Source organism: Hallella multisaccharivorax DSM 17128 (assembly GCF_000218235.1).
Taxonomy (GTDB): domain Bacteria; phylum Bacteroidota; class Bacteroidia; order Bacteroidales; family Bacteroidaceae; genus Prevotella; species Prevotella multisaccharivorax.
In genome coordinates this window covers 1,327,907-1,348,693 of the sequence record NZ_GL945017.1, presented here as the reverse complement: position 1 = coordinate 1,348,693, position 20,787 = coordinate 1,327,907, and the positions used below count along the sequence as shown (strand labels likewise).

At 46.5% G+C, this 20,787-nt stretch carries 13 protein-coding genes, 1 tRNA gene and 1 pseudogene; 10 read left to right on the top strand and 5 right to left on the bottom strand.

All coding sequences use genetic code 11. The annotated features are described in order from the left end of the window. From PREMU_RS05810 to PREMU_RS05800, 3 genes are all read left to right on the top strand, one after another. A complete protein-coding gene (locus PREMU_RS05810) occupies window positions 1–1,455 on the top strand; it encodes a tetratricopeptide repeat protein (RefSeq protein ID WP_007573844.1) in 1,455 nt (484 codons plus the stop codon). A 35-nt stretch (window positions 1,456–1,490) separates the two neighbouring features. Continuing rightward, window positions 1,491–2,132, top strand: coding sequence for a DedA family protein (locus tag PREMU_RS05805; RefSeq protein WP_007573843.1), 642 nt, complete (start codon window positions 1,491–1,493; stop codon window positions 2,130–2,132). Between the two features lie 172 nt (window positions 2,133–2,304). Then, the gene (locus tag PREMU_RS05800; protein WP_156803971.1) at window positions 2,305–4,206 is read left to right on the top strand and encodes a ComEA family DNA-binding protein; all 1,902 of its coding nucleotides are present in this window, start codon (window positions 2,305–2,307) and stop codon (window positions 4,204–4,206) included. On the opposite strand, the gene PREMU_RS05795 is transcribed toward PREMU_RS05800, so the two are convergent. Continuing rightward, entirely contained in the window at window positions 4,203–5,285 is a 1,083-nt protein-coding gene (locus PREMU_RS05795) for an ATP-grasp domain-containing protein (RefSeq protein WP_007573841.1), read from the bottom strand. The two genes, PREMU_RS05800 and PREMU_RS05795, sit on opposite strands and share 4 nt — an antisense overlap. 228 nt (window positions 5,286–5,513) lie before the next feature. On the opposite strand from PREMU_RS05795, the gene PREMU_RS05790 reads away from it, so the two are divergent. The 4 genes from PREMU_RS05790 to PREMU_RS05775 all read left to right on the top strand — a co-directional run bounded on the left by PREMU_RS05790 (window position 5,514) and on the right by PREMU_RS05775 (window position 12,328). After that, window positions 5,514–6,701, top strand: a complete 1,188-nt coding sequence (locus PREMU_RS05790; protein WP_040558680.1) for an AAA family ATPase — start codon at window positions 5,514–5,516, stop codon at window positions 6,699–6,701. 68 nt (window positions 6,702–6,769) lie between these two features. Beyond that, window positions 6,770–10,357 carry a pyruvate:ferredoxin (flavodoxin) oxidoreductase gene (nifJ, locus tag PREMU_RS05785; RefSeq protein WP_007573839.1) on the top strand — a complete coding sequence of 1,196 codons (3,588 nt, stop codon included), beginning with the start codon at window positions 6,770–6,772 and terminating at the stop codon, window positions 10,355–10,357. Between the two features lie 125 nt (window positions 10,358–10,482). Next, window positions 10,483–10,553, top strand: a tRNA-Cys gene (locus PREMU_RS14940). Between the two features lie 773 nt (window positions 10,554–11,326). Further along, window positions 11,327–12,328: a 2-hydroxyacid dehydrogenase gene (locus PREMU_RS05775; RefSeq protein WP_007573836.1), complete on the top strand. Its 1,002-nt coding sequence runs from the start codon at window positions 11,327–11,329 to the stop codon at window positions 12,326–12,328. A gap of 138 nt (window positions 12,329–12,466) precedes the next feature. Here the strand turns inward: PREMU_RS05775 and PREMU_RS05770 are convergent. Continuing rightward, window positions 12,467–13,108, bottom strand: a pseudogene (locus PREMU_RS05770) (IS1595 family transposase); the annotation flags it as partial. A gap of 60 nt (window positions 13,109–13,168) precedes the next feature. Between PREMU_RS05770 and PREMU_RS16060 the strand changes: the two are divergent. Then, window positions 13,169–13,663: a hypothetical protein gene (locus tag PREMU_RS16060; protein ID WP_040558051.1), complete on the top strand. Its 495-nt coding sequence runs from the start codon at window positions 13,169–13,171 to the stop codon at window positions 13,661–13,663. 315 nt (window positions 13,664–13,978) lie between these two features. Here PREMU_RS16060 and PREMU_RS05760 read toward each other — a convergent pair whose 3' ends face one another. Genes PREMU_RS05760 through mazG form a run of 3 tightly spaced genes read right to left on the bottom strand, consistent with a single transcriptional unit; the run spans window position 13,979 to window position 16,376 of the window. Continuing rightward, window positions 13,979–14,896 carry a ribonuclease Z gene (locus PREMU_RS05760; RefSeq protein WP_007573834.1) on the bottom strand — a complete coding sequence of 306 codons (918 nt, stop codon included), beginning with the start codon at window positions 14,894–14,896 and terminating at the stop codon, window positions 13,979–13,981. A 12-nt stretch (window positions 14,897–14,908) separates the two neighbouring features. After that, on the bottom strand, window positions 14,909–15,484 hold the full coding sequence (locus PREMU_RS05755) for a lipocalin-like domain-containing protein (protein WP_007573832.1): 576 nt from the start codon (window positions 15,482–15,484) through the stop codon (window positions 14,909–14,911). 13 nt (window positions 15,485–15,497) lie between these two features. Then, window positions 15,498–16,376, bottom strand: a complete 879-nt coding sequence (mazG, locus tag PREMU_RS05750) for a nucleoside triphosphate pyrophosphohydrolase (RefSeq protein WP_007573828.1) — start codon at window positions 16,374–16,376, stop codon at window positions 15,498–15,500. Between the two features lie 100 nt (window positions 16,377–16,476). On the opposite strand from mazG, the gene PREMU_RS05745 reads away from it, so the two are divergent. Beyond that, complete coding sequence (locus PREMU_RS05745; RefSeq protein ID WP_007573826.1) at window positions 16,477–19,185, top strand: valine--tRNA ligase; 2,709 nt, start codon at window positions 16,477–16,479, stop codon at window positions 19,183–19,185. A gap of 32 nt (window positions 19,186–19,217) precedes the next feature. Next, on the top strand, window positions 19,218–20,450 hold the full coding sequence (locus PREMU_RS05740) for a clostripain-related cysteine peptidase (protein WP_007573824.1): 1,233 nt from the start codon (window positions 19,218–19,220) through the stop codon (window positions 20,448–20,450). Window positions 20,451–20,787: the final 337 nt, after the last annotated feature.

Here is a 20,787-nt window from a genome sequence, read left to right as displayed (position 1 = left end):
TTGAGCGACAACATCTTTTTCACAAAAGAGTTTAAAGACAATCTCCGCAAATACGAGGAGGCACGTGAAGCACACACTTCCGTGTATCTTGAGCCAGAGGATTTCACCGACATAGCAGAGTATTACCATCTGCACGGCGACCTCCCCGGGGCTTTGGAAGCCATTAAAGCAGCCCTCTGCATCTTTCCGGGGGCCACGGAGCCGCTTGCCTTTAAAGCCAGAGTATCGATACTCATCTATCACGATGTCAACGAGGCGATGCGCTATGCCGAGATGATTGACGATAAAAATGACCTCGAATACTTCTACATCATTGCCGAGATAATGATCGCTGACAATCGTTTAGACGATGCGGAGGCTTATCTCACGGCAAGAGAAAAGATCCTTGATGAGGATGACACCGAGGACTACTGTCTTGATGTTGCTACGCTCTTTGCCGATTACGAGGCATATGACCTCGCCGCAGAGTGGCTTAGGAAATGCGAGGATACCGATTGCAACGACTACATTGAGCTCAAAGGCAGAATCTCTATGAACAATGGCAAGCTGCAGGAAAGCCTGCGGATCTTCAATGAGCTCATCGACAGAGTGCCTTTCAACAATGGCTATTGGAACCTTCTTGCCTCAGCCCAATATCTCTCCAATGACCTTAGTGGCAGCCTCGAGAGCAGCGACTATGCCCTTGCCATCGATCCTGACGACGCTGATGCTATCCTCAACAAAGCCAACTGCCTGATGATGTTAGGCAACAGCAAAGACGCTGAGAAATGTTATGAGCACTATCAACGCCTGCAACCGCAAAGTGAGATAGCTGACATGGGCATTGCTGCCGTCAATATGAACGAAAATCAGCTGGAAGTAGCACTCTCACATTGGAAGAGGGCTGCTCGCCTGTGCTCGACCCAATCGGCCAACAAACTGGAAATATACAGAAACATGTGCCTCGTATTCGCATCACTCTCACAGTATAAAAAATCGTTTCAGATAGTCGATGAACTGGAGAAAATCACCGGCGGGGCAACAGTAGACTCACTCATCCTCAAAGGATATATATACCTTCTTACCCAAGATACGCAAACAGCAAGTTCTTGTTTTGAGAAAGCTCTTGAGATGACCAGCAACAGCGAAAAGGACAATACGCTCTATTACATCGCATATTGCTTCTTCGATTGCAATGACATGCAAACAGCACACGACATTCTGCGAAAGCTCGCCGCCTCATCCAAAAGCAGGGATTTTACAGACTTCTGGGCATATCTTGTCCGCACCGACTATGAACTCGGCTTGCAGGAAGAGTTCCTTGCTGATCTCAAGAAGGCTACAGAGCGCAATCCCATAGGCATTCAGCGGGAACTATCAGATGTATTCCCAAACGGCATGCCCGTGAGAGAGTTTTATAATTATGCGGTCCATCATCCGTTTGGTAAGCGGGGGCGACTATCAGACAACAATTAAATCATCAGGACCAATCATTAGTTTAAAGATTACGTATGGATATTATATCGACATTACTTAGCAACCTGAATTATGGCACCGTTTTCATCCTCATGTTGCTGGAGAGTACCGTGATACCCGTACCGTCGGAGCTGGTGGTGGCGCCGGCAGCCTATCATGCCGCTGGCGGCAACCTTGACATCTTTCTCGTCATTCTCTTTGCGACGCTGGGTGCCGACGTCGGCGCTACGATCAACTACCTTGCCGGTTATTTCCTTGGCAGGCCCGTTATCTATCGGTTTGCCAACAGTCGTTTCGGACACCTATGTATGCTCAATCAAAAAAAAGTGGAAAACAGCGAGGCCTATTTCAACAAACACGGTATGGTGGCAACCATTACGGGGCGCCTCGTCCCCGGCATCAGGCATCTCATTTCCATTCCTGCCGGTCTTTCCAAGATGACCTATTGGAAGTTTCTGCTCTATACAACCATTGGCGCGGGATGCTGGAACCTTGTCCTCGCCACATTGGGATGGTATCTCCACTCCATTGTGCCTCAAGAACAACTCAATGACAAAATTCTTGAATATGGCGAATACATCAAGGCGGTCATCATGACATTATGTGCAATCGCACTGATCTATTTTCTTGCCAAGAGACTCACCAATAGGAAGAAAAACATAGATTCCTATCAATAAAAGCCAGATTTTGTTTGGAGGTATTGATATTTTTTTTAATTTTGCGGTATCAATAACCTCTAACAAAACAGCTAAATTGTTTAAACACCTATTCCTTACTGCCGTAGCAATACTTCTCCCTTCACTACTGCCGGCTCAGAGTCACTCGACATGGGAAAACTATCTCGAAAGAATGGCTGAGACCGAAAACATCGATGACGGGAGCCTTGAACAGATTTATGAAGAGCTCTCTGACCTGTCCGAGAACAAGCTTGACATTAACAATTGTACACGAGAGCAACTCGAACAACTCCCTTTCCTTTCCGCCCAACAGGCCATGGACCTATTAGAATACCGTGACAAGGTCAGAAGAATTGAGAGCACCATGGAACTCAATCTGATAGAATCGCTCGACCGGCAGACCATCACACTTTTGAAGCAATTCATCATTATCAATCCGTCAGCTCCTGCCGACTCCATCCCCAGCCTGAATAGAATTCTAAAATATGGCAAAAGCACTCTCTTGGCAGACTTAGCCATACCTTTCTATACCCGCAAAGGCTTTGGGGAGGGCTACCTTGGCTCCAAATACAAGCATTGGCTGAGATATACTTTCAACTATGGGTCTCACTTTAAACTTGGGCTGACCGCTTCACAAGATGCAGGTGAACCTTTCTTCAAGGGGAACAACAAATATGGCTACGATTTTTACAGCTATTATCTGCTGTTAAGAGACATCCGACGGCTAAAGGCGCTCGCTGTAGGCAGATACCGTCTTCGCTTCGGCATGGGACTCATTCTCAACAATGGCTACGGATTCGGGAAACTTGCCACCATGTCCACTCTAATGAGCTCTACAAGCCATATCTTCGCTCACAGCAGTCGAACTGAGAGTAACTACTTACAAGGAGCTGCCGCAACTTTTAAAATAGCCAAAGGACTTGATCTAACCGCTTTTGCCTCATACCGCAAAATAGACGCGACTCTAAATAAGGACTCATCATCGGTAGTGACTATTTTGAAATCGGGGTATCATCGCACAGTCAGTGAGATGAATCGGAGAAAAAATACCGCAGAAACACTCATTGGAGGTAATATCAACTGGATGGTCAATGGTTTTCACGCAGGCATCACAGGTCTGTACGCTTCATTCAATCGAAAGCTGCAGATGTGTAATGGCCAGAAATACAGACAATGGTTTCCTGAGGGCTATGACTTCTATAATGTGAGCATTGATTATGGCTATCTAAGCAATAGACTGATAATCAGTGGAGAGACAGCTATAGACAAAAACTCGCAAATAGCTACGGTCAACCTGTTAAGCTATGAATTATCTCCACGCCTGACTCTATCCACACTCCAGCGCTATTATCCTTACAAATATCAGGCACTGCACGCCAACAGTGTCAATGAAGGGGGCATCGTCAATGATGAGAGCGGCATCTTTCTTGGCGGGAAATGGCTTCCCTGGAATGGGGCCGAGTTATCTTTCTACACCGATGTTGCCTACTTTGCATGGCCAAAGTATCAAACAGCTGGTTCAACCCACAGATGGGACAACTTCTTACAGTTGGACGCCTCAAAAGGATGTTGGGAATTCCTGCTTAGATATCGGATGAAAATGAAAGAGTTGCAAAGTAAGGACGATAAATATCTGACGAGGAAGTTTGATAACCGAGCAAGAGTAAGCGTCATTTATTCTCATCGGGGACTAACGCTGAACACTCAAGTCGATATGTCCATATGCCACCAAGGCAACAAGAGCCAGGGCATGATGGCATCTGAAAGCATCAAATGGCAGCTTAAATGGCTAAGGATCACGGGAATGGCAGGCTATTTTAACACTGACGACTACAATTCGCGGATTTACATACATGAACCTGGTCTATTGTACACGCTTTCATTCCCGTCCTTCTATGGAAGAGGTCTAAGGCTTGCGCTCAATCTGAGAGCGGACATCTGCCAAGATCTGACTCTCATCTGCAAATGCAGTAGTACACACTACTTCAATCGGGCTGTCATCTCCTCTGGCTTACAAGAGATTGACAGATCTACTATGACTGATGCAGAAATACAGGTAAAATGGAAGTTTTAATACAATTCTAACTTATATTTACCGCCACTATATATCATCCGCATCAATTTCCGTTGTCTCTGCTCCACCTGAGAGAGATGCAATGCCACGTGGCCCATGGTCATCCGAAGATTGAGCTCTACACAAGGATGTAACACAATGGTGCCATCTTTGTTTACCAACATCATGTCTATGCCAAACGGACCTTCGTATTTTTGACCGAGCTCAACCGATAGCAGCTTGATGATGTCTTGCCGAACTGCTTCCAGAACAGACAAGGATATGTATTTCCTCAGTTCTTGTTCTTTAGCCGGTTCATCCTCAATCATATTGCCCGCATAGAAACCGTTGATCGTCTTAAAGACCGACAGACCACAGTATCTGACATGACCATGACCATCGCTGAAAAATTCCATACCAAAGTCAGACACCTTATTATAATATGGCTCCATCATAATACAGCCTTGCTGAGCGAGAACATTGTTAACCCATCCTTCCATCTGCTTTGTCAAGCCAAAAGAAGACACGAAGCCATTATCAAAACCATCTGACACATATCTTATCCCCCTTCCACTGCAACTCCATGGCGCTTTAAGTACCATCTGATGATGGACAGCCAGGAATCGCCTTACCTCCGCCATGGAATGTGCTGTTTCGGATAAACCAACTGAATTGACCATTTGTCTAAGAGGTCTGAGCAGATGCTCCGCAGCCCATGCCCGATGACTTGTCTGCCGTATCATATTCAGATGCGTATCGTCAGGCAGCAAAGAGGATTGCACTCCCGCTTGAATTAGATTTTTTCTTATTGCTGAATCCCAACCCCAAGGTTCAAAAACAATTAAAGAATTAGACGAAGAAATAGTATTCAACTCACTTGTAACTATAAAATTACAATTCTTTATTATACCTGTTTTTCTAAATCCATTCCAAGCTGCGTCCACATCATCTACGAGTACATAATCGTTTTCACCCGCCCACAGGGCAGGCAAAAACGACAGGTCACGACGCAGATTGCGAGCGGCATGTGGCGGTGTGAAATGGTCCAAATTGGAAGCCAAAGCAATGTCATGCTCCGGATTAAAAACAAGAATCCTCATCAATACTTTTTTCTGACAACTATAGAAGGCTGAGAAAAAAGCCTGAGGCCTTACCAGCTTTCATTTGGCAAAATTAGCAATAAACTTTTAAACCATGTAGAAAGCTTGAAATAATCGAAGAAAAAGCTTCATTAAAAAAGACTAAAAAAGGAAACTTTTGTAATGTGGACTTTGCAAACCTAAAATTACTTTGTATCTTTGCAAACACAAATCACGCATATGGAGTTGATGGAATCATTCTTTAAAACCCACGCCTACCTCGTTGAACATACTAACGCGGCGGTACGTCGTGGACTTATGGACGAGATTGACTGGAGCCATCGGCTTATCGGTATCAAAGGTACGAGAGGCGTTGGAAAGACCACTTTCCTTCTTGAATATGCCAAAGAGAAGTTTGGAAAAGATGACCGCCACTGTCTGTACGTAAACATGAACAACTTCTACTTTCAGGGAAATGGCATTGCCGATTTTGCAGGAAGATTCGTTCAGCAAGGTGGAAAGGTGTTGCTCCTTGACCAAATTTTCAAGCAACCAAATTGGAGTCAGGAGTTGCGTAAATGTTACGATCTCTATCCAGAATTAAGGATTGTGTTCACAGGCTCCAGCGTAATGCGTCTAAAAACGGATTATCCTTCCATTAAAGATATTCTGAAATTTTATTATCTCAGAGGACTCTCCTTTCGTGAATTTCTTAATCTTACAGCCGGCACGCACTTTCTCCCTTACTCTCTTGATGAAATACTTGGCAATCACGAGCGTATCGCAAAGAAAATACTTCCTGTGGTCAGTCCATTAAAATATTTCGCTGACTATTTACACCATGGGTTCTATCCGTTCTTCCTTGAGCATCGTAACTTTGGTGAGAACCTGCTCAAGACCATGAATATGATGACGGAGGTAGACATTCTGCTTATCAAGCAGATAGAGCTTAAATATCTTGCTAAAATCAAAAAGCTCTTTTATCTTCTCGCCTTGGAAGGACCCGTCACGCCTAATGTCAGCCAACTCGCTCAGCAGATCACCACAAGCCGCGCCACCGTGATGAATTATATCAAGTATCTCACTGATGCCCGATTGCTTAACATGATCTACTATCCAAATATGGACTTCCCCAAAAAGCCCGCAAAAGTGATGATGCATAATCCTAATCTTCTTTATGCCATTTACCCTATCACGGTTGTCCAGCAAGAACTGATGGAGACATTTTTTGTCAACACTATGTGGAAAGACCACATTGTCAACCAAAGCGCCAAACCACAATGCTATCTCATTGACGGGAAGAAGAAATTTAAGATATGTGATGCAAAATCAACGCTCAAGACTCGTTTCAATAAAGATACTTACTACGCACGATACAATACAGAGATTGGACACGACAATCAAGTTCCACTGTGGTTGTTCGGTTTCCTCTATTAAATACAATAAAGCTGTTAAGCGAAAACAAAAGTAATAATACAACAACATTAATTTCTATTTTAAGTAAAATGGCAAAAGAAAAGAAATTTGTGACGGTCGACGGTAATACCGCCGCCGCCCATGTGAGCTACATGTTCACTGAGGTTGCAGCCATTTACCCCATCACTCCGTCATCTCCTATGGCAGAGCATGTGGATGAGTGGGCTGCAAAGGGGCGCAAAAACCTCTTTGGCCAGACAGTTTCTGTGCAGGAGATGGAATCGGAAGGCGGTGCTGCCGGTGCCGTCCACGGTTCTCTGCAAGCCGGTGCGCTGACTTCTACCTATACTGCTTCTCAGGGTCTCCTTTTGATGATCCCGAATATGTACAAGATCGCCGGTGAGCTCCTGCCGTGTGTATTCAATGTCTCTGCACGTACACTAGCTTCGCACGCTCTCTGTATCTTCGGTGACCACCAGGATGTGATGGCATGCCGCCAGACCGGCTTCGCTATGTTCTGCTCCGGTTCAGTACAGGAGGTGATGGACCTCTCTGCAGTGCCTTATCTCTCTACACTTGAGAGTTCGGTTCCTTTCATCAATTTCTTCGACGGCTTCCGTACTTCTCACGAGTATCACAAGGTAGAGGAGATGGATATGGAGGATATCCGCCCGCTGGTGAACCCTGAGTGGATCCAGCGCTTCCGTGACCGTGCCATGAGCCCCGAACGCCCTGACACACGCGGTACCGCTGAGAACCCTGAGACATTCTTCACACACCGTGAGGCTTGCAACGCTTATTACGACAAGGTGCCTGAGATTGTGGAGAAGCACCTCGCTGAGGTCAGCAAGATTACCGGTCGCGAATATCACCTGTTCAACTACTATGGCGCTAAGGATGCTGAGAATGTCATTGTTTTGATGGGCTCGGCTACTGAAGCTGCACGTGAGGCTATCGACTACCTGACAAAGCAGGGCAAGAAAGTCGGTATGGTGGCTGTACACCTCTATCGACCATTCTCTGTCGGGGCTATCCGCAAGGCACTGCCTGAGACAGTGAAACGCATCGCTGTGCTTGACCGTACCAAGGAGCCGGGAGCTGAGGGCGAGCCTTTGTATCTCGACGTCAAGAGCGCTCTCTATGAGGATCCGCGCAAGCCGCTCATCGTGGGTGGACGTTATGGTCTCGGTTCTTCTGATACCACTCCGGCTAAGATCATCTCTGTGTTCAATAACCTCGAGCTCAACGTGCCAAAGAACCACTTCACCGTGGGTATCATCGACGACGTGACATTCACTTCCTTGCCTGAGGTTCCAGAGATTCCCATGGGCGGCGAAGGCCTCTTCGAGGCTAAGTTCTACGGCTTGGGATCTGACGGTACCGTGGGTGCCAACAAGAACTCTGTGCAGATCATTGGTAACAACACGAACAAATACTGCCAGGCTTACTTCTCTTACGATTCTAAGAAGTCGGGGGGCTTCACCTGCTCCCACCTCCGTTTCGGCGACGAGCCTATCCACTCTACTTATTCAGTAAATACTCCTAACTTTGTAGCTTGCCACGTACAGGCTTACCTACACATGTACGACATGACCCGTGGTCTGCGCGACAATGGTACTTTTCTGCTCAACACTATCTTTGATGGAGAGGAGCTCGTCAACTTCATCCCTAACAAGGTGAAGAAGTACTTTGCTAAGCACAACATTAAGGTTTACTATATCAACGCTACGAAGATCGGCCAGGAGATTGGCTTGGGTAATCGCACCAATACCATCCTGCAGTCTGCCTTCTTCCGCATCACAGAAGTCATTCCTATCGATCTCGCCGTGGAGCAGATGAAAGCCTTCATCGTGAAGTCTTATGGCAAGAAAGGTCAGGATGTCGTCGATAAGAACTATGCTGCCGTAGACCGCGGCGGTGAGTACAAGGAGCTGACTGTTGATCCCGCATGGGCTAACCTGCCGGACGACACAGCTGCCAAAGACGACGCGCCTGCATTTGTCAACGAGCTCGTACGCCCGATGAACGCACAGGCCGGTGACTTATTGAAAGTCTCTGACTTCGTGAAGAACGATACCACAGACGGTCGCTGGGAGGTAGGTACTGCTGCTTATGACAAGCGCGGCGTCGAGGCTTTCGTGCCTGACTGGAATCCAGACAACTGTATCCAATGTAACAAGTGTTCATTCGTTTGTCCTCACGCTTGTATCCGTCCGTTCGTCATGGACGACAAGGAGGCTGCTGGCTTCGACGGAAAGACCATTGACGTCCTCGCTCCGAAGCAGCTCAAGGGTATGCAATTCCGTATTGAGATTTCTGTCCTCGACTGCCTCGGCTGCGGCAACTGTGCCGATGTCTGCCCAGGTAAGAAGGGTGAAAAAGCCTTGAAGATGGTGCCATTCGATCCAGATTCAGCAGAGATGAAGAAGGAAGCTGCTAACTGGCAGTACCTCGTTAAGAGCGTGAAATCTAAGCAGGATCTCGTAGACGTCAGGCAGAATCCCAAGAACTCTCAGTTTGCTACTCCGCTCTTCGAGTTCTCCGGTGCTTGTGCAGGCTGCGGTGAGACCCCATATGTGAAGCTCATCTCTCAGCTTTTCGGTGACCGTGAGATGATCGCCAACGCTACCGGTTGCTCGTCTATCTACTCTGCTTCTGTTCCTTCTATGCCTTACTGCAAGAACGAAAAGGGGCAGGGACCGGCCTTCAACAATTCACTGTTCGAGGACTTCTGCGAGTTCGGTCTCGGTATGGCGCTTGCCAACAAGAAGATGCGCACCCGTATCGAGCTGCTGCTGAACCATAAAATTGAGAGTGAGAAGACCTCCGAGGAATTCAAGGCTGCTGCCAAGCAGTGGATTGAGAACAAGGACGACGCTGACGGCTCTAAGGCTGCTGCTGCCGTTTTGAAGCCGCTCATTGAGAAGGATGCCGAGGCCGGCTGCGAGTGCGCTAAGGAGCTGAAGACGCTCGACCACTACCTCGTAAAGCGTTCTCAATGGATCATCGGTGGTGACGGTGCTTCCTATGATATCGGCTACGGCGGTCTCGACCATGTATTGGCCCAAGGTCAGGATGTCAATATCCTTGTGCTCGATACTGAGGTCTACTCTAACACGGGTGGTCAGAGCTCTAAGGCTACACCTCTGGGTGCCATCGCTCAGTTTGCCGCCAGCGGTAAGCGCGTGAGCAAGAAGGATCTCGGTCTGATGGAGACAACCTACGGCTACGTTTACGTTGCACAGGTAGCTATGGGTGCCGACAATGCACAGACGCTGAAGGCTATCCGTGAAGCTGAGGCTTATCCAGGCCCATCACTCGTCATCGCTTATGCTCCATGTATCAACCACGGTATCAAGGGTTCTAAGGAAGATAGACGCAGCATGGGACGTTCACAGCATGAGGAAGCTCTCGCTGTTGAGTGTGGTTACTGGCATCTGTGGCGTTTCAACCCTGAACTCGCCAAGGAAGGCAAGAACCCGTTCCAGCTCGATTCCAAGGCACCAGATTGGGATAAGTTCCACGATTACCTCATGGGGGAGGTTCGCTTCTCTTCTCTGAAGAAGGTATTCATGACCCAGGCTGAGGAACTCTTCGATGAGACAAAGAAGAGCGCACAGCGCCGCTACCAGTCATACATTCGTAAGGCTGCAGAGGATTGGAGTGAAGTCATCTAAATGTCGAAACTCAACATTCTATAGAAAGAGGTTGCTCTATGGCAGCCTCTTTTTTATTAAAAATATTCGAAAACTTTTGGCGGTTGATTAAAATATCCTTACCTTTGCACTCGGAAATCAGAAACGGTGCGTTGTCCGAACGGTTAGGTACTGGTCTGCAAAACCACTCAAGGCGGTTCGACTCCGCCACGCACCTCTTAAGCGAGTAAAAATTATTAGTATTCCTCCTCCTCACCTTTTTATTGGTAGTGTCCCCAAAAGTGTGTAAGCCCATCTGTGTCTTATTCGTTTTTGTTCCATTTCTTAATCTCATCTGTGCGAACACTCCCAAATCTTCAGGCATAGGTCGTGCTTGTCTTCTCGAAGGCTACCCGATCCTAAGACAACGATTGTGACTTTGGATGAGGGCATCGAGGCCCTCATCTTCAGCATCCGCTTGTAACATCGGTTCAGACGATCTATCCAGTTCGTCGTGTAGATCATCCTGCAGTACTATGTGGGACGGAATAAATAGGTGAAGTAGGCTGTGTTACGCTCATGCCCAGAAGCTTGAGACCCGAATAGCGACTTCCCCCAAAAACGCTCGGCAGAGATAGTCAATTTCTCGTAACCCTACGCACTTGTGAAGGAAGAATTTTTCCCAAGACATTTTGCATCATTATGCTGGTATCCATGTTCTCGGAATTTGGTCACTACAAAGATACATAATACCAAATACCAACTCCTTTAATATATATCAACAAACTATCTACGCATTTAACGGAAGAACAAAAAAAACTTGCAGAAATTATCTGCCATACAAGAAATTTTGGTAACTTTGTCCCAGTGATCATAGCAACTTTTGTTTGTAATCTTTTGTAATCCAGTACTGTAAAGTTACAACAAATTTCGCTAATCACCAAATTTATAGATACTTATAATTCATCGGACTCACATTAGTCTATAACAACAGCAAAACAACAGAGGCTTATGAAGATTGCATTTTTCGATACCCATTCTTATGATCAAAAGTCGTTCAATGAATGGAATAAAGATTTTGGTTTTGACATCCATTATTATAAGGAGCGTCTGACACTGGATACTGTAGAGCTTGCCAAGGATAAGGAAGCTGTGTGCGTATTCGTCAACGATGAATTGACAGCTCCTGTCATTGAGCAGCTAGCGGCTATCGGAGTGAAAGTTATCGCTCTTCGCTGCGCCGGTTTCAATAATGTTGATCTGAATGCAGTTGTTAACAATAAGATAAAGGTTGTCAGAGTGCCGGCTTATTCTCCTCATGCAGTGGCAGAATATGCAGTAACGCTCATGCTGGCATTGAATCGGAAGGTGTATCGTTCTACACAGCGTACACGTGAGGGCAACTTTCGATTGTCGGGACTTCTTGGATTCGATATGTATGGCAAGACGGCCGGTATCATCGGCCTTGGGAGAATAGCCAAAGAACTGGTGAAGATACTTCATGGTTTCGGCATGAATGTACTGGCCTACGATAAGTACCCTGATAAGGAATTCGCCAAGAAATATGATGTGAAGCTGGTGGAACTGCAGGAACTCTACGAAAACAGTGATATCATATCACTGCATTGCCCGCTCACTCTGGAAACAAAGCACATGATCGACCGGGATTCCATCGAGATGATGAAGCCAGACGTGATGATTATCAATACAGGACGAGGAAAACTCATTCGCACAGAGGACCTTGTTGAAGGACTTCGCTCACGGAAGGTAGGTGCAGCCGGGCTGGATGTCTATGAAGAAGAAGCAAAATTCTTCTATGAGGATCACAGTGATCGCATGATTAATGACGACCAACTAGCCTTATTGCTGATGATGCCCAACGTGATCATTACTTCGCATCAAGCTTTCTTTACCAAAGAAGCTCTACATAATATTGCTGTCACTACTTTACAGAATATCAAAGATTTCTTTGAAGGCAAGGAACTTGTTAATGAGGTAAAACAGAATAAGTAGAATAACAAAAGTGACCGATGTAATGTTGTGGCGCCGAGTTCGATAATACTTGTTACCCCCATTCAAACGTAGAGAGGTAACAAATGTGAATGTGGCATGGGCTAGAATGGTTTTAATGAATATCCGCAATCATCCAAATCAGTAGATTCTATACTTGAAACTCGTTCTATAAGTGCATGCGCAAAGCTCAAGCCTGTCGAACAGGTGAAATCCGAAATATCTTCGGTTGAACTTATAGCTGAACTCGTTGAGGTAGAGCTGCAGGAAATCTGCTTTGACATCGTGATACGTGTCAAGGATACTCCTCTTTGCACATTGCTTATGGATATATGTACCCATGGAAGCACCTTGCCGACCATCATCTTATCCCTCATCTTATTATATGCTTTATGCTTAGCGACAATTTTGTTCGCTGTAAGTGCCGCGTAAGACTTCGTGGCATCTGTGGTGGCATCAGCTCCGGCATCTATAGAGAATTCTTCATTTCGTTTTTCTTTATTTTGTTTTCCTCTGTAGCCGTCTTCAAGTCCGGTATGACTTCCATCTTGATATGACCGCCCGTTTCCCAGTGCTGTACTTCTTCATTGGTGTGTTTGTAGGAACAGAACTTTCCGCCATGACAAGCACGGCCGTCTTCCGTTGGCTCCCATGTCCACGCTTGAGAGAATGCCATTTTTCACTGTCAGGCGTCTCCGTGGAGAAGAATCCTTCATCAAGTTCCACTTGGTCAAACAGCCTGTAGAGACTGCCACGCTTACCCATCACGTCACGCAGCTTATGCCTACAATTTTATACTTTATACCAAGGATTGTCCAGGCCGTATAAACTTTACTAATTTGGATGATTACGGATATTCATTTATTTTTTTATTACCTTTGTAGATGTAATGAGGACAATCTCAGATGGAGACAGGAATACACTCCACCGATACCCGGGGGAATAAGGGAGAAACTTGACCGATTTCTCTCACTCCCCCAGGAAAAGCTTCCACCCAAAGACGACCTTTATAAAGCCATTATCTGGATAGCGAATGGAAGGCTATGGAAGGCATTTTCACTCGTGGAGACACTGCCCTGGACAATAATCTCTGTGAGCAGCAGAACAGGTATGTCTCAAAGTCAAGGCGCAACTCCCTGTTTCTTTATTACTAACGAGAGTGCAGAGCGGGGAGCCATGTTCTACTCGCTAACTTTGTCATGTCTGCTAAACGGCATTGACACCTCCGAGTATTTTGCTGACGTTATTGACAGAATAGCCCAGATGAAACCGAAAACACCAATAGAACAATACAGAGAGACCTGTCGTCTGACAAATGGAAGAAGAAAAGTTAAATAGTAAGCCCATGATTAATAGTCACGGGCTTTAGTTTTTACAGCCTTACGCACACGCGGAGACGCTTACACTTATCAATGTTACGGTTAAGAGAACATACCGTATCATGCTACGAATCGATGGTTTTCTGCATGTCTGCCATGTCCATAACTATCTGTTTCACAGATACAAAGGCACGAAAAATATCTGATATAAGCAAGCCTTCTAGACGTGATATCTATCCGAAAAGGGAATGGACGGGTATTCGCTAAATAGTTACCTTTGGCCTACTTCGCTTATCGATTTCTCGATTAAAAGTTCACCCTGGAAAGATAGCTGCTATTCCACACCCACCACTTTGCCTTCCGACGCAAGGACCGAATTAGAAAAGACTGCTCTCGCCTCTTTTAGGATCGTTTCCTCATTGTCGTACCTGGCACTAAAATGCCCGAGAAGAAGCTTCCCCACATGTGCGTCTTGTGCCACCTTGGCCGCCTGTTGGGATGTAGAATGATAATATATCTTTGCCCTGTCGGCACAAGAACTATCATAAGTAGAATCATGATAAAGCAGGTTAACTCCCTCTACAAGCTGATAAAGATCCGGCATATAGCGCGTGTCGCAGCAGTAAGCATACGACCGTGGCGCATCTGCGGGCAGAGTGAGACGACTATTTGGAATCACGGTCCCGTCGGCTGTTGTCCAGTCAGCACCCATCTTAATATTGTTGATTTGCGAGACTGGAATATTAAAACAATCGATCATATCGCGACGGATGTGCGGCAACGTTGGGCGTTCACGAAAAAGATAACCAGCACACGGTACACGATGTGCGAGAGGAAGAGTCTCGACCGTGAGACTTCCGTCTTCATAGACGGCTTTATGCTTTGACGTGTCAACAGCATGGAAAACAACGTCATAGCTAAGCCTATTGCAGAAAAGCTTCAACTGATCATCAAGCAATGGCTTAAGTGCGGCAGGTGCATAAACGTGCAACGGCGCGATACGTCCTAACATGCCGAATGTAGAGATGAGACCTATCAGTCCAAAGCAGTGATCGCCATGAAGATGGGATATAAAAACAGCCTGTATCTTCATAAAGCCCACGTGGGAGCGGCGCAACTGTGTCTGTGTGCCCTCACCACAATCAATCATGAAGAACTTGCCGCGTATCTCAACGACTTGTGACGAGGCCGCATGCTTCAGAGTAGGAAGTGCACTACCACAGCCTAATATATGAATATTGAACGGCTCCACGCAATCATCAATCTATTTGGCTCTCTTATAGACAAAGATACCTGCATGGTTTTCTAAATAGAGGGAGTCGCTTCCGAGCTCATCAATGTTAAACGTATCGCGGTTGAGCAACAGTTTGCCATTGAATATCTTCCATGAAGTCCAAGGATTCTTTTCGGCCTCGATATTCGACTTTACCTCACCACCTTCAAGAATCTCGAAGTTTTTATCAAGACTTATCCATTTCCCCTGTAATGTGGTGAGATTAATGACTTTTCTCGCCGTTCTTTCTCCATCGAGAGGTCGTCCTCCCACGACGGCAAGGCGGTCACCTGCCAGCAGTCCACCAACGACAGGCTGCGAGCCATCCTCTGTGTCGGGAAGGGCATAGGTCATGGTATCGCCTGCATCAGTGATCAGCTGAAGCGTATGCATCATGGTCCCATCGCCACAAACCCCATAGACGGTTGAATCGGGTGTAGTGGTCTGCTCCTGGCGGCTTTCCATTTTAATCGGCTTCTGCTGCGGTTTGTTGCGACAGCTTACCATTAACAGTGCCAACGCAAACATCATTGACAACGATGCCGAATATACTGTACGTCTTTTCATAGCGTGAAGATGATTACTGTTCGTTTAGTTTTACCTCATTCCAATATTTATCCATTTCATTGAGACTAAGGTCTTTGATGTCTTTTCCTTGTTCCTTGGCTTTGCGCTCAATATATGTGAAACGTGAGATAAACTTACGGTTGGCATGCTCTAGAGCATTGTCCGGATTGAGACGGTATAGTCGTGCTGCATTGATGATGCTGAAGATAAAATCGCCCAATTCCTCTGTCGAATGGTCTTTATCGCCCCTGTTGAGTTCCACCTCAAGCTCACCCAACTCCTCGCGCACCTTCTCCCATACGTTCTGTGGCCTTTTCCAATCGAAGCCCACATTTCTTGCCTTATCCTGAATACGGTAGGCCTTGATAATAGATGGAAGCGCATCAGGCACACCACTGAGCACAGTCTTGTTGCCGTCACGCTCTAATTGCTTGCGCTGCTCCCATGATGTTTCCACCTGAAAAGTAGACTTTGGTGAGTCTTCTGAAGACGTGTCGGCATGCGTACTGGTGATTTTGTAATCGACATGACCATAGGTATCAACCGTCATATTCGGATTACTGACATACCATCCTCTCCAATCAATGAAGTCGTGACGAAACATCAGTTTATCGGCCTGATGATTACAGACATCGGCAATGTCAAAGTCACCGGTCTCTGAACCCATAACAGAATACAGAATGACATGCTCCATCACGTCGCCTAACTCTTTGCAGACCTCAGGACGGTCATCCTTCATCAAGGCATCGCACAACTCGAAAGTCTCCTCGATGGTGTTTGGGCGAAGGCTTTCGAAAGTCTGTGCCCTGTCCCATGGACATTCCTTGCGCAGTCGCTCCTGAACGTCTAACAAGCGTTCAAAGGCCTTGAGCTTTTCTTCTTTGGTATGCATCACTCTTTACTTTATTTTTGTGCAAAGTTAGTGGTTTTATATTGAAAATTAGTAATTTTGCACTGATATTATTAAGATAACGCAAAGAAATAACAGATACATGGAATTAGCAAGTAAATACGACCCTCATCACGTAGAGTCGAAATGGTATCAGTACTGGCTTGACAACAAGCTTTTCTCTTCTCATCCTGATGGACGCGAGCCCTACACGGTGGTTATTCCCCCGCCCAATGTAACTGGTGTGCTCCACATGGGCCATATGCTCAACAACACCATTCAAGATATCCTCGTGCGCCGTGCCCGTATGGAAGGAAAAAATGCTTGCTGGGTACCAGGTACTGACCACGCATCTATTGCTACTGAAGCAAAGGTCGTCGGCAAACTTGCTGAACAAGGTATCAAGAAAACCGATCTCACACGTGAGCAGTTTCTGGAGCATGCCTGGGACTGGACACATGAACATGGCGGAATTATCCTTAAACAGTTACGCAAGCTTGGCTGCTCATGCGACTGGGACCGTACCTCTTTTACAATGGACGAGACGCGCTCAAAAAGTGTGATCCATGTCTTCGTGGATCTCTACCGTAAGGGGCTTATCTACCGCGGCGTACGCATGGTGAACTGGGATCCTAAAGCCAAAACGGCACTTTCCGATGAGGAGGTTATTTACAAAGACGAGCACTCCAAGCTCTATTATCTGAAATACTATGTAGCTCCTGGCGAACAGACCAAGGTGGCACGAAAGGCTGAAAGCAACGTGATGCACCAAGATGCCAAAGGCTATTATGCCGTCGTGGCCACCACGCGCCCCGAGACTATCATGGGCGACTCAGCCATGTGCATCAACCCCGAGGACAAGAAAAACACATGGCTCAAAGGCCTCCATGTCATTGTGCCGTTGGTGAACCGCGAGATTCCGGTCATTGAGGACTCATATGTCGATATCCAGTTTGGTACCGGCTGTTTAAAAGTGACGCCTGCACACGATGTCAATGACCATATGCTTGGACTAAAACACCACTTGGAAACCATCGACATCTTCAACAATGACGGTACCATTTCCGAGGCCGCCGGGCTGTATGTAGGCCAGGATCGCATGGATGTGCGAAAACAGATTGCCATTGATCTGGAAAAGGCGGGACTCATGGAAAAAGTAGAGGACTATGACAATAAGGTCGGTTTCTCTGAGCGCACCAATGTGCCCATCGAGCCGAAGCTCTCTACACAGTGGTTCCTTAAGATGCAGCACTTTGCTGACCTTGCACTGCCTCCGGTGATGAATGATGAGATTGAGTTCTTCCCAAAGAAGTATAAGAACACCTATAAATATTGGCTAGAGAATATCAAGGACTGGTGCATCAGCCGTCAGCTATGGTGGGGGCACCGCATTCCAGCCTATTATTTTACCACGGAGGACGGAAAGCGTGACTTCATAGTAGCAGAATCGGCTGAGGAAGCCCTAAGGCTCGCCCAAGAGAAGAATCCGTCACTCACTGCCGCCGACCTGGAACAGGAAAGTGACTGCCTCGACACTTGGTTCTCAAGCTGGTTATGGCCTATCTCACTTTTCAACGGCATACTTGATCCTGAAAATAAAGAAATCAACTATTATTATCCCACGAGCGACCTTGTGACTGGGCCCGACATTATCTTCTTTTGGGTAGCACGCATGATTATGGCAGGCTATGAGTACAAGGGGAAGATGCCATTCCGCCACGTCTATTTCACCGGTATCGTGCGCGACAAATTTGGCCGCAAGATGTCGAAAAGCCTTGGCAACTCGCCTGACCCCATTGCGCTCATGGACAAGTACGGTGCAGACGGCGTGCGCATGGGCATGATGCTCTCGGCTCCTGCAGGCAACGATATTCTTTTCGATGAGACTCTTTGCGAGCAGGGACGCAACTTCAACAATAAGATTTGGAATGCCTTCCGCCTCGTCAAGGGCTGGGAGACAGCAGATATCACTCAGCCGGAGAACTGCCGTCTCTCGGTGGAATGGTTTGACGCAAAACTCAAAGAGGTCAATGCGGTGATGGACGAGCAGTTCAAGACCTACCGCATCTCCGAGGCTCTGATGAGCGTTTACCGCTTGTTCTGGGACGAGTTCTCTGCCTGGTATCTGGAACTTGTCAAGCCTGCCTATGTCGATGGCAAGCAACAGCCGATAGATAAGACCACGATGGCGGCGACGTTGCGCTTTTTCGAGACGTTGATGCAGATGCTACATCCTTTCATGCCTTTTATCACGGAAGAACTGTGGCAGCACGCCAGTGACCGCAAGGACGGCGATAGCATTATGGTATCTCGCCTGAACGTCGCCCCTCTCAATGATGAGGATCGCAAGATGTGTGCCGACATGGAGCTCGTGAAGCAAATCGTTGCCGGTGTGCGAGCCATCCGCAACGAGAAAAATATTGCTCCAAAAAAGGAATTGGTGCTTCAGGCCATAGGAAAGAATAACTACGCTGCTTTCGTTAGCATCATTACCAAGATGGCCAATCTCAAGAGCATAGTAGTTGTGAACGACAAGAACGCAGACGCCTCTGCCTTTATGGTAGGCACTGATGAATTTGCCGTACCTGTAGGCGATCTCATTGACGTAGGCGCCGAGATAGAGAAGCAAGAGAAAGAGCTTCAGCACTTGCAAGGCTTCTTGGCCGGCGTCAAGAAAAAACTTGCCAACGAGAACTTCGTAGTCCACGCTCCTGAGGCTGTCGTCGAAAAAGAGCGTAAGAAACAGAGCGACACTGAAGAGAAAATCGCAAGTATTGAGGAAAGCCTCAAAGCCCTCAAAGCAAAGAAGTAATTCTCATTCATAGCTTTTAAATGTAAACAATCATGAAGCGTGTTCTGTATTTGCTCGTTCTGGTGATTGCTACCGTATCGTTCTCCGCTTGCAACAGCGAGTCGGAAGCCCCTGACAACTACAACAAACAGACAACAATTGTATTCATGCCATGGTCGGGATCCGCCAACGGCTATCAAGGTCTTTACTCTTATTTCATGCAAAACCTCGATAGCATTGAGGGAGCCATCCTTAAAGCTGGGCGGATGAATGGTCGAGTGCTTGTTTTCTTCAGTACTTCTGCAGAGTCTTCGTCATTGTATGAGATAACCTTAGAAAACAAACAGATACACCATAAGACTATCAAGAGCTACACGGGTAACCTCTATACTACGGCAAACGGTATTGCAGAGATCCTCAGCGATGTGAAAAGCAATGCCTTCGCGCTCAATTATGCCATGGTCATCGGGTGCCACGGTATGGGATGGACCTTTAAAAATGACTGGACCGACTATCCATACGCTGCCAAGCAAAGAAGGGATGCCTCTTCCATTACGAAAAAGGGAAGCACCAATCTTTGGCACCCCACCCGATTCTATGGCAGCGTGGACGATCTGAATAGCTATGCAACTGATATAGAAACTCTAGATGCAGGCATCCGTGAAGCAGGATTAAAGATGCAGTATATCCTCTTTGATGACTGTTATATGGCCAATGTGGAAACAGCCTATCAACTCAAAGATGTGACCAACTTCCTTGTTGGCTCCACATCAGAAATTATGGCGGAGGGTATGCCCTATCAGTCTATGTGGACATCGCTTGCCTCTCCCACTCCTGCCTATGAGACTATCACGGCGGCTTTTCATCAGTTCTACTCCAAATTCAATCCTCCTTGCGGCACGCTGTCAGTAATTGATTGTCGTAAGTTGGATCGCTTAGCAGCACAGATGAAGCTGATTAATGAGAAGTATCAGTTTGACAGCAATGATCTGGACAGTCTTCAAACCCTTGACGGTTTTGATCAAAGCATTTTCTTTGACATGAAAGATTACGTGGAACACCTCTGCAAAGACAACGATATGCTGAACGACTTCAACGCTCTCCTTACGCAAACCGTGAAATCGACAGTGCATACTGATTCCATCTACTCTGCTATTTATCCTTTTAGAGGTGGACTGTTCATCAAAATCAACCGTTTTTCGGGAATTACAATTTCTGATCCAAGCATAAACAGAGTTGCATTGAAAGGAAAAGAAAAAACATCTTGGTGGAAAGCCTCACACTAATTTCAAAAACTGAACCGTGAGCTTAAAGAACAGACAAGTACATCACAGAGCAATCTCCTCTACGCAACAGACTGAGGTACGCGCTCAATGAAAAGGCTTTCAACAACGAATAAAACTTTTTTGGGGGGCATTATTATAGATGCAAGCTCAAGATAAGATTACCATGCAAAGAGCTCTGATTGTCTTGACTTCTCCACATGCACAAGCAGTGCCTCCAGCTTGTTGTCAAAGAAAGCAGTACGTTGTATCCCAAACTCGCATACTTCTCTATTGAACTTACACACTTCTGCCTCCTATCCCATCATAATGGCTGGACAGCATTTTCATGTGACAGGAT

Bases quoted from the DNA above. Each gene is read 5' to 3' on its own strand.
- PREMU_RS05795 (WP_007573841.1), bottom strand. From the start codon at position 5,285: ATGAGGATTCTTGTTTTTAATCCGGAGCATGACATTGCTTTGGCTTCC.
- PREMU_RS05755 (WP_007573832.1), bottom strand. From the start codon at position 15,484: ATGAAAAGACGTACAGTATATTCGGCATCGTTGTCAATGATGTTTGCG.
- PREMU_RS05800 (WP_156803971.1), top strand. From the start codon at position 2,305: ATGGCTGAGACCGAAAACATCGATGACGGGAGCCTTGAACAGATTTAT.
- PREMU_RS05790 (WP_040558680.1), top strand. From the start codon at position 5,514: ATGGAATCATTCTTTAAAACCCACGCCTACCTCGTTGAACATACTAAC.
- PREMU_RS05740 (WP_007573824.1), top strand. From the start codon at position 19,218: ATGAAGCGTGTTCTGTATTTGCTCGTTCTGGTGATTGCTACCGTATCG.
- mazG (WP_007573828.1), bottom strand. From the start codon at position 16,376: ATGCATACCAAAGAAGAAAAGCTCAAGGCCTTTGAACGCTTGTTAGAC.
- PREMU_RS05745 (WP_007573826.1), top strand. From the start codon at position 16,477: ATGGAATTAGCAAGTAAATACGACCCTCATCACGTAGAGTCGAAATGG.
- nifJ (WP_007573839.1), top strand. From the start codon at position 6,770: ATGGCAAAAGAAAAGAAATTTGTGACGGTCGACGGTAATACCGCCGCC.
- PREMU_RS05805 (WP_007573843.1), top strand. From the start codon at position 1,491: ATGGATATTATATCGACATTACTTAGCAACCTGAATTATGGCACCGTT.
- PREMU_RS05775 (WP_007573836.1), top strand. From the start codon at position 11,327: ATGAAGATTGCATTTTTCGATACCCATTCTTATGATCAAAAGTCGTTC.
- PREMU_RS16060 (WP_040558051.1), top strand. From the start codon at position 13,169: ATGATTACGGATATTCATTTATTTTTTTATTACCTTTGTAGATGTAAT.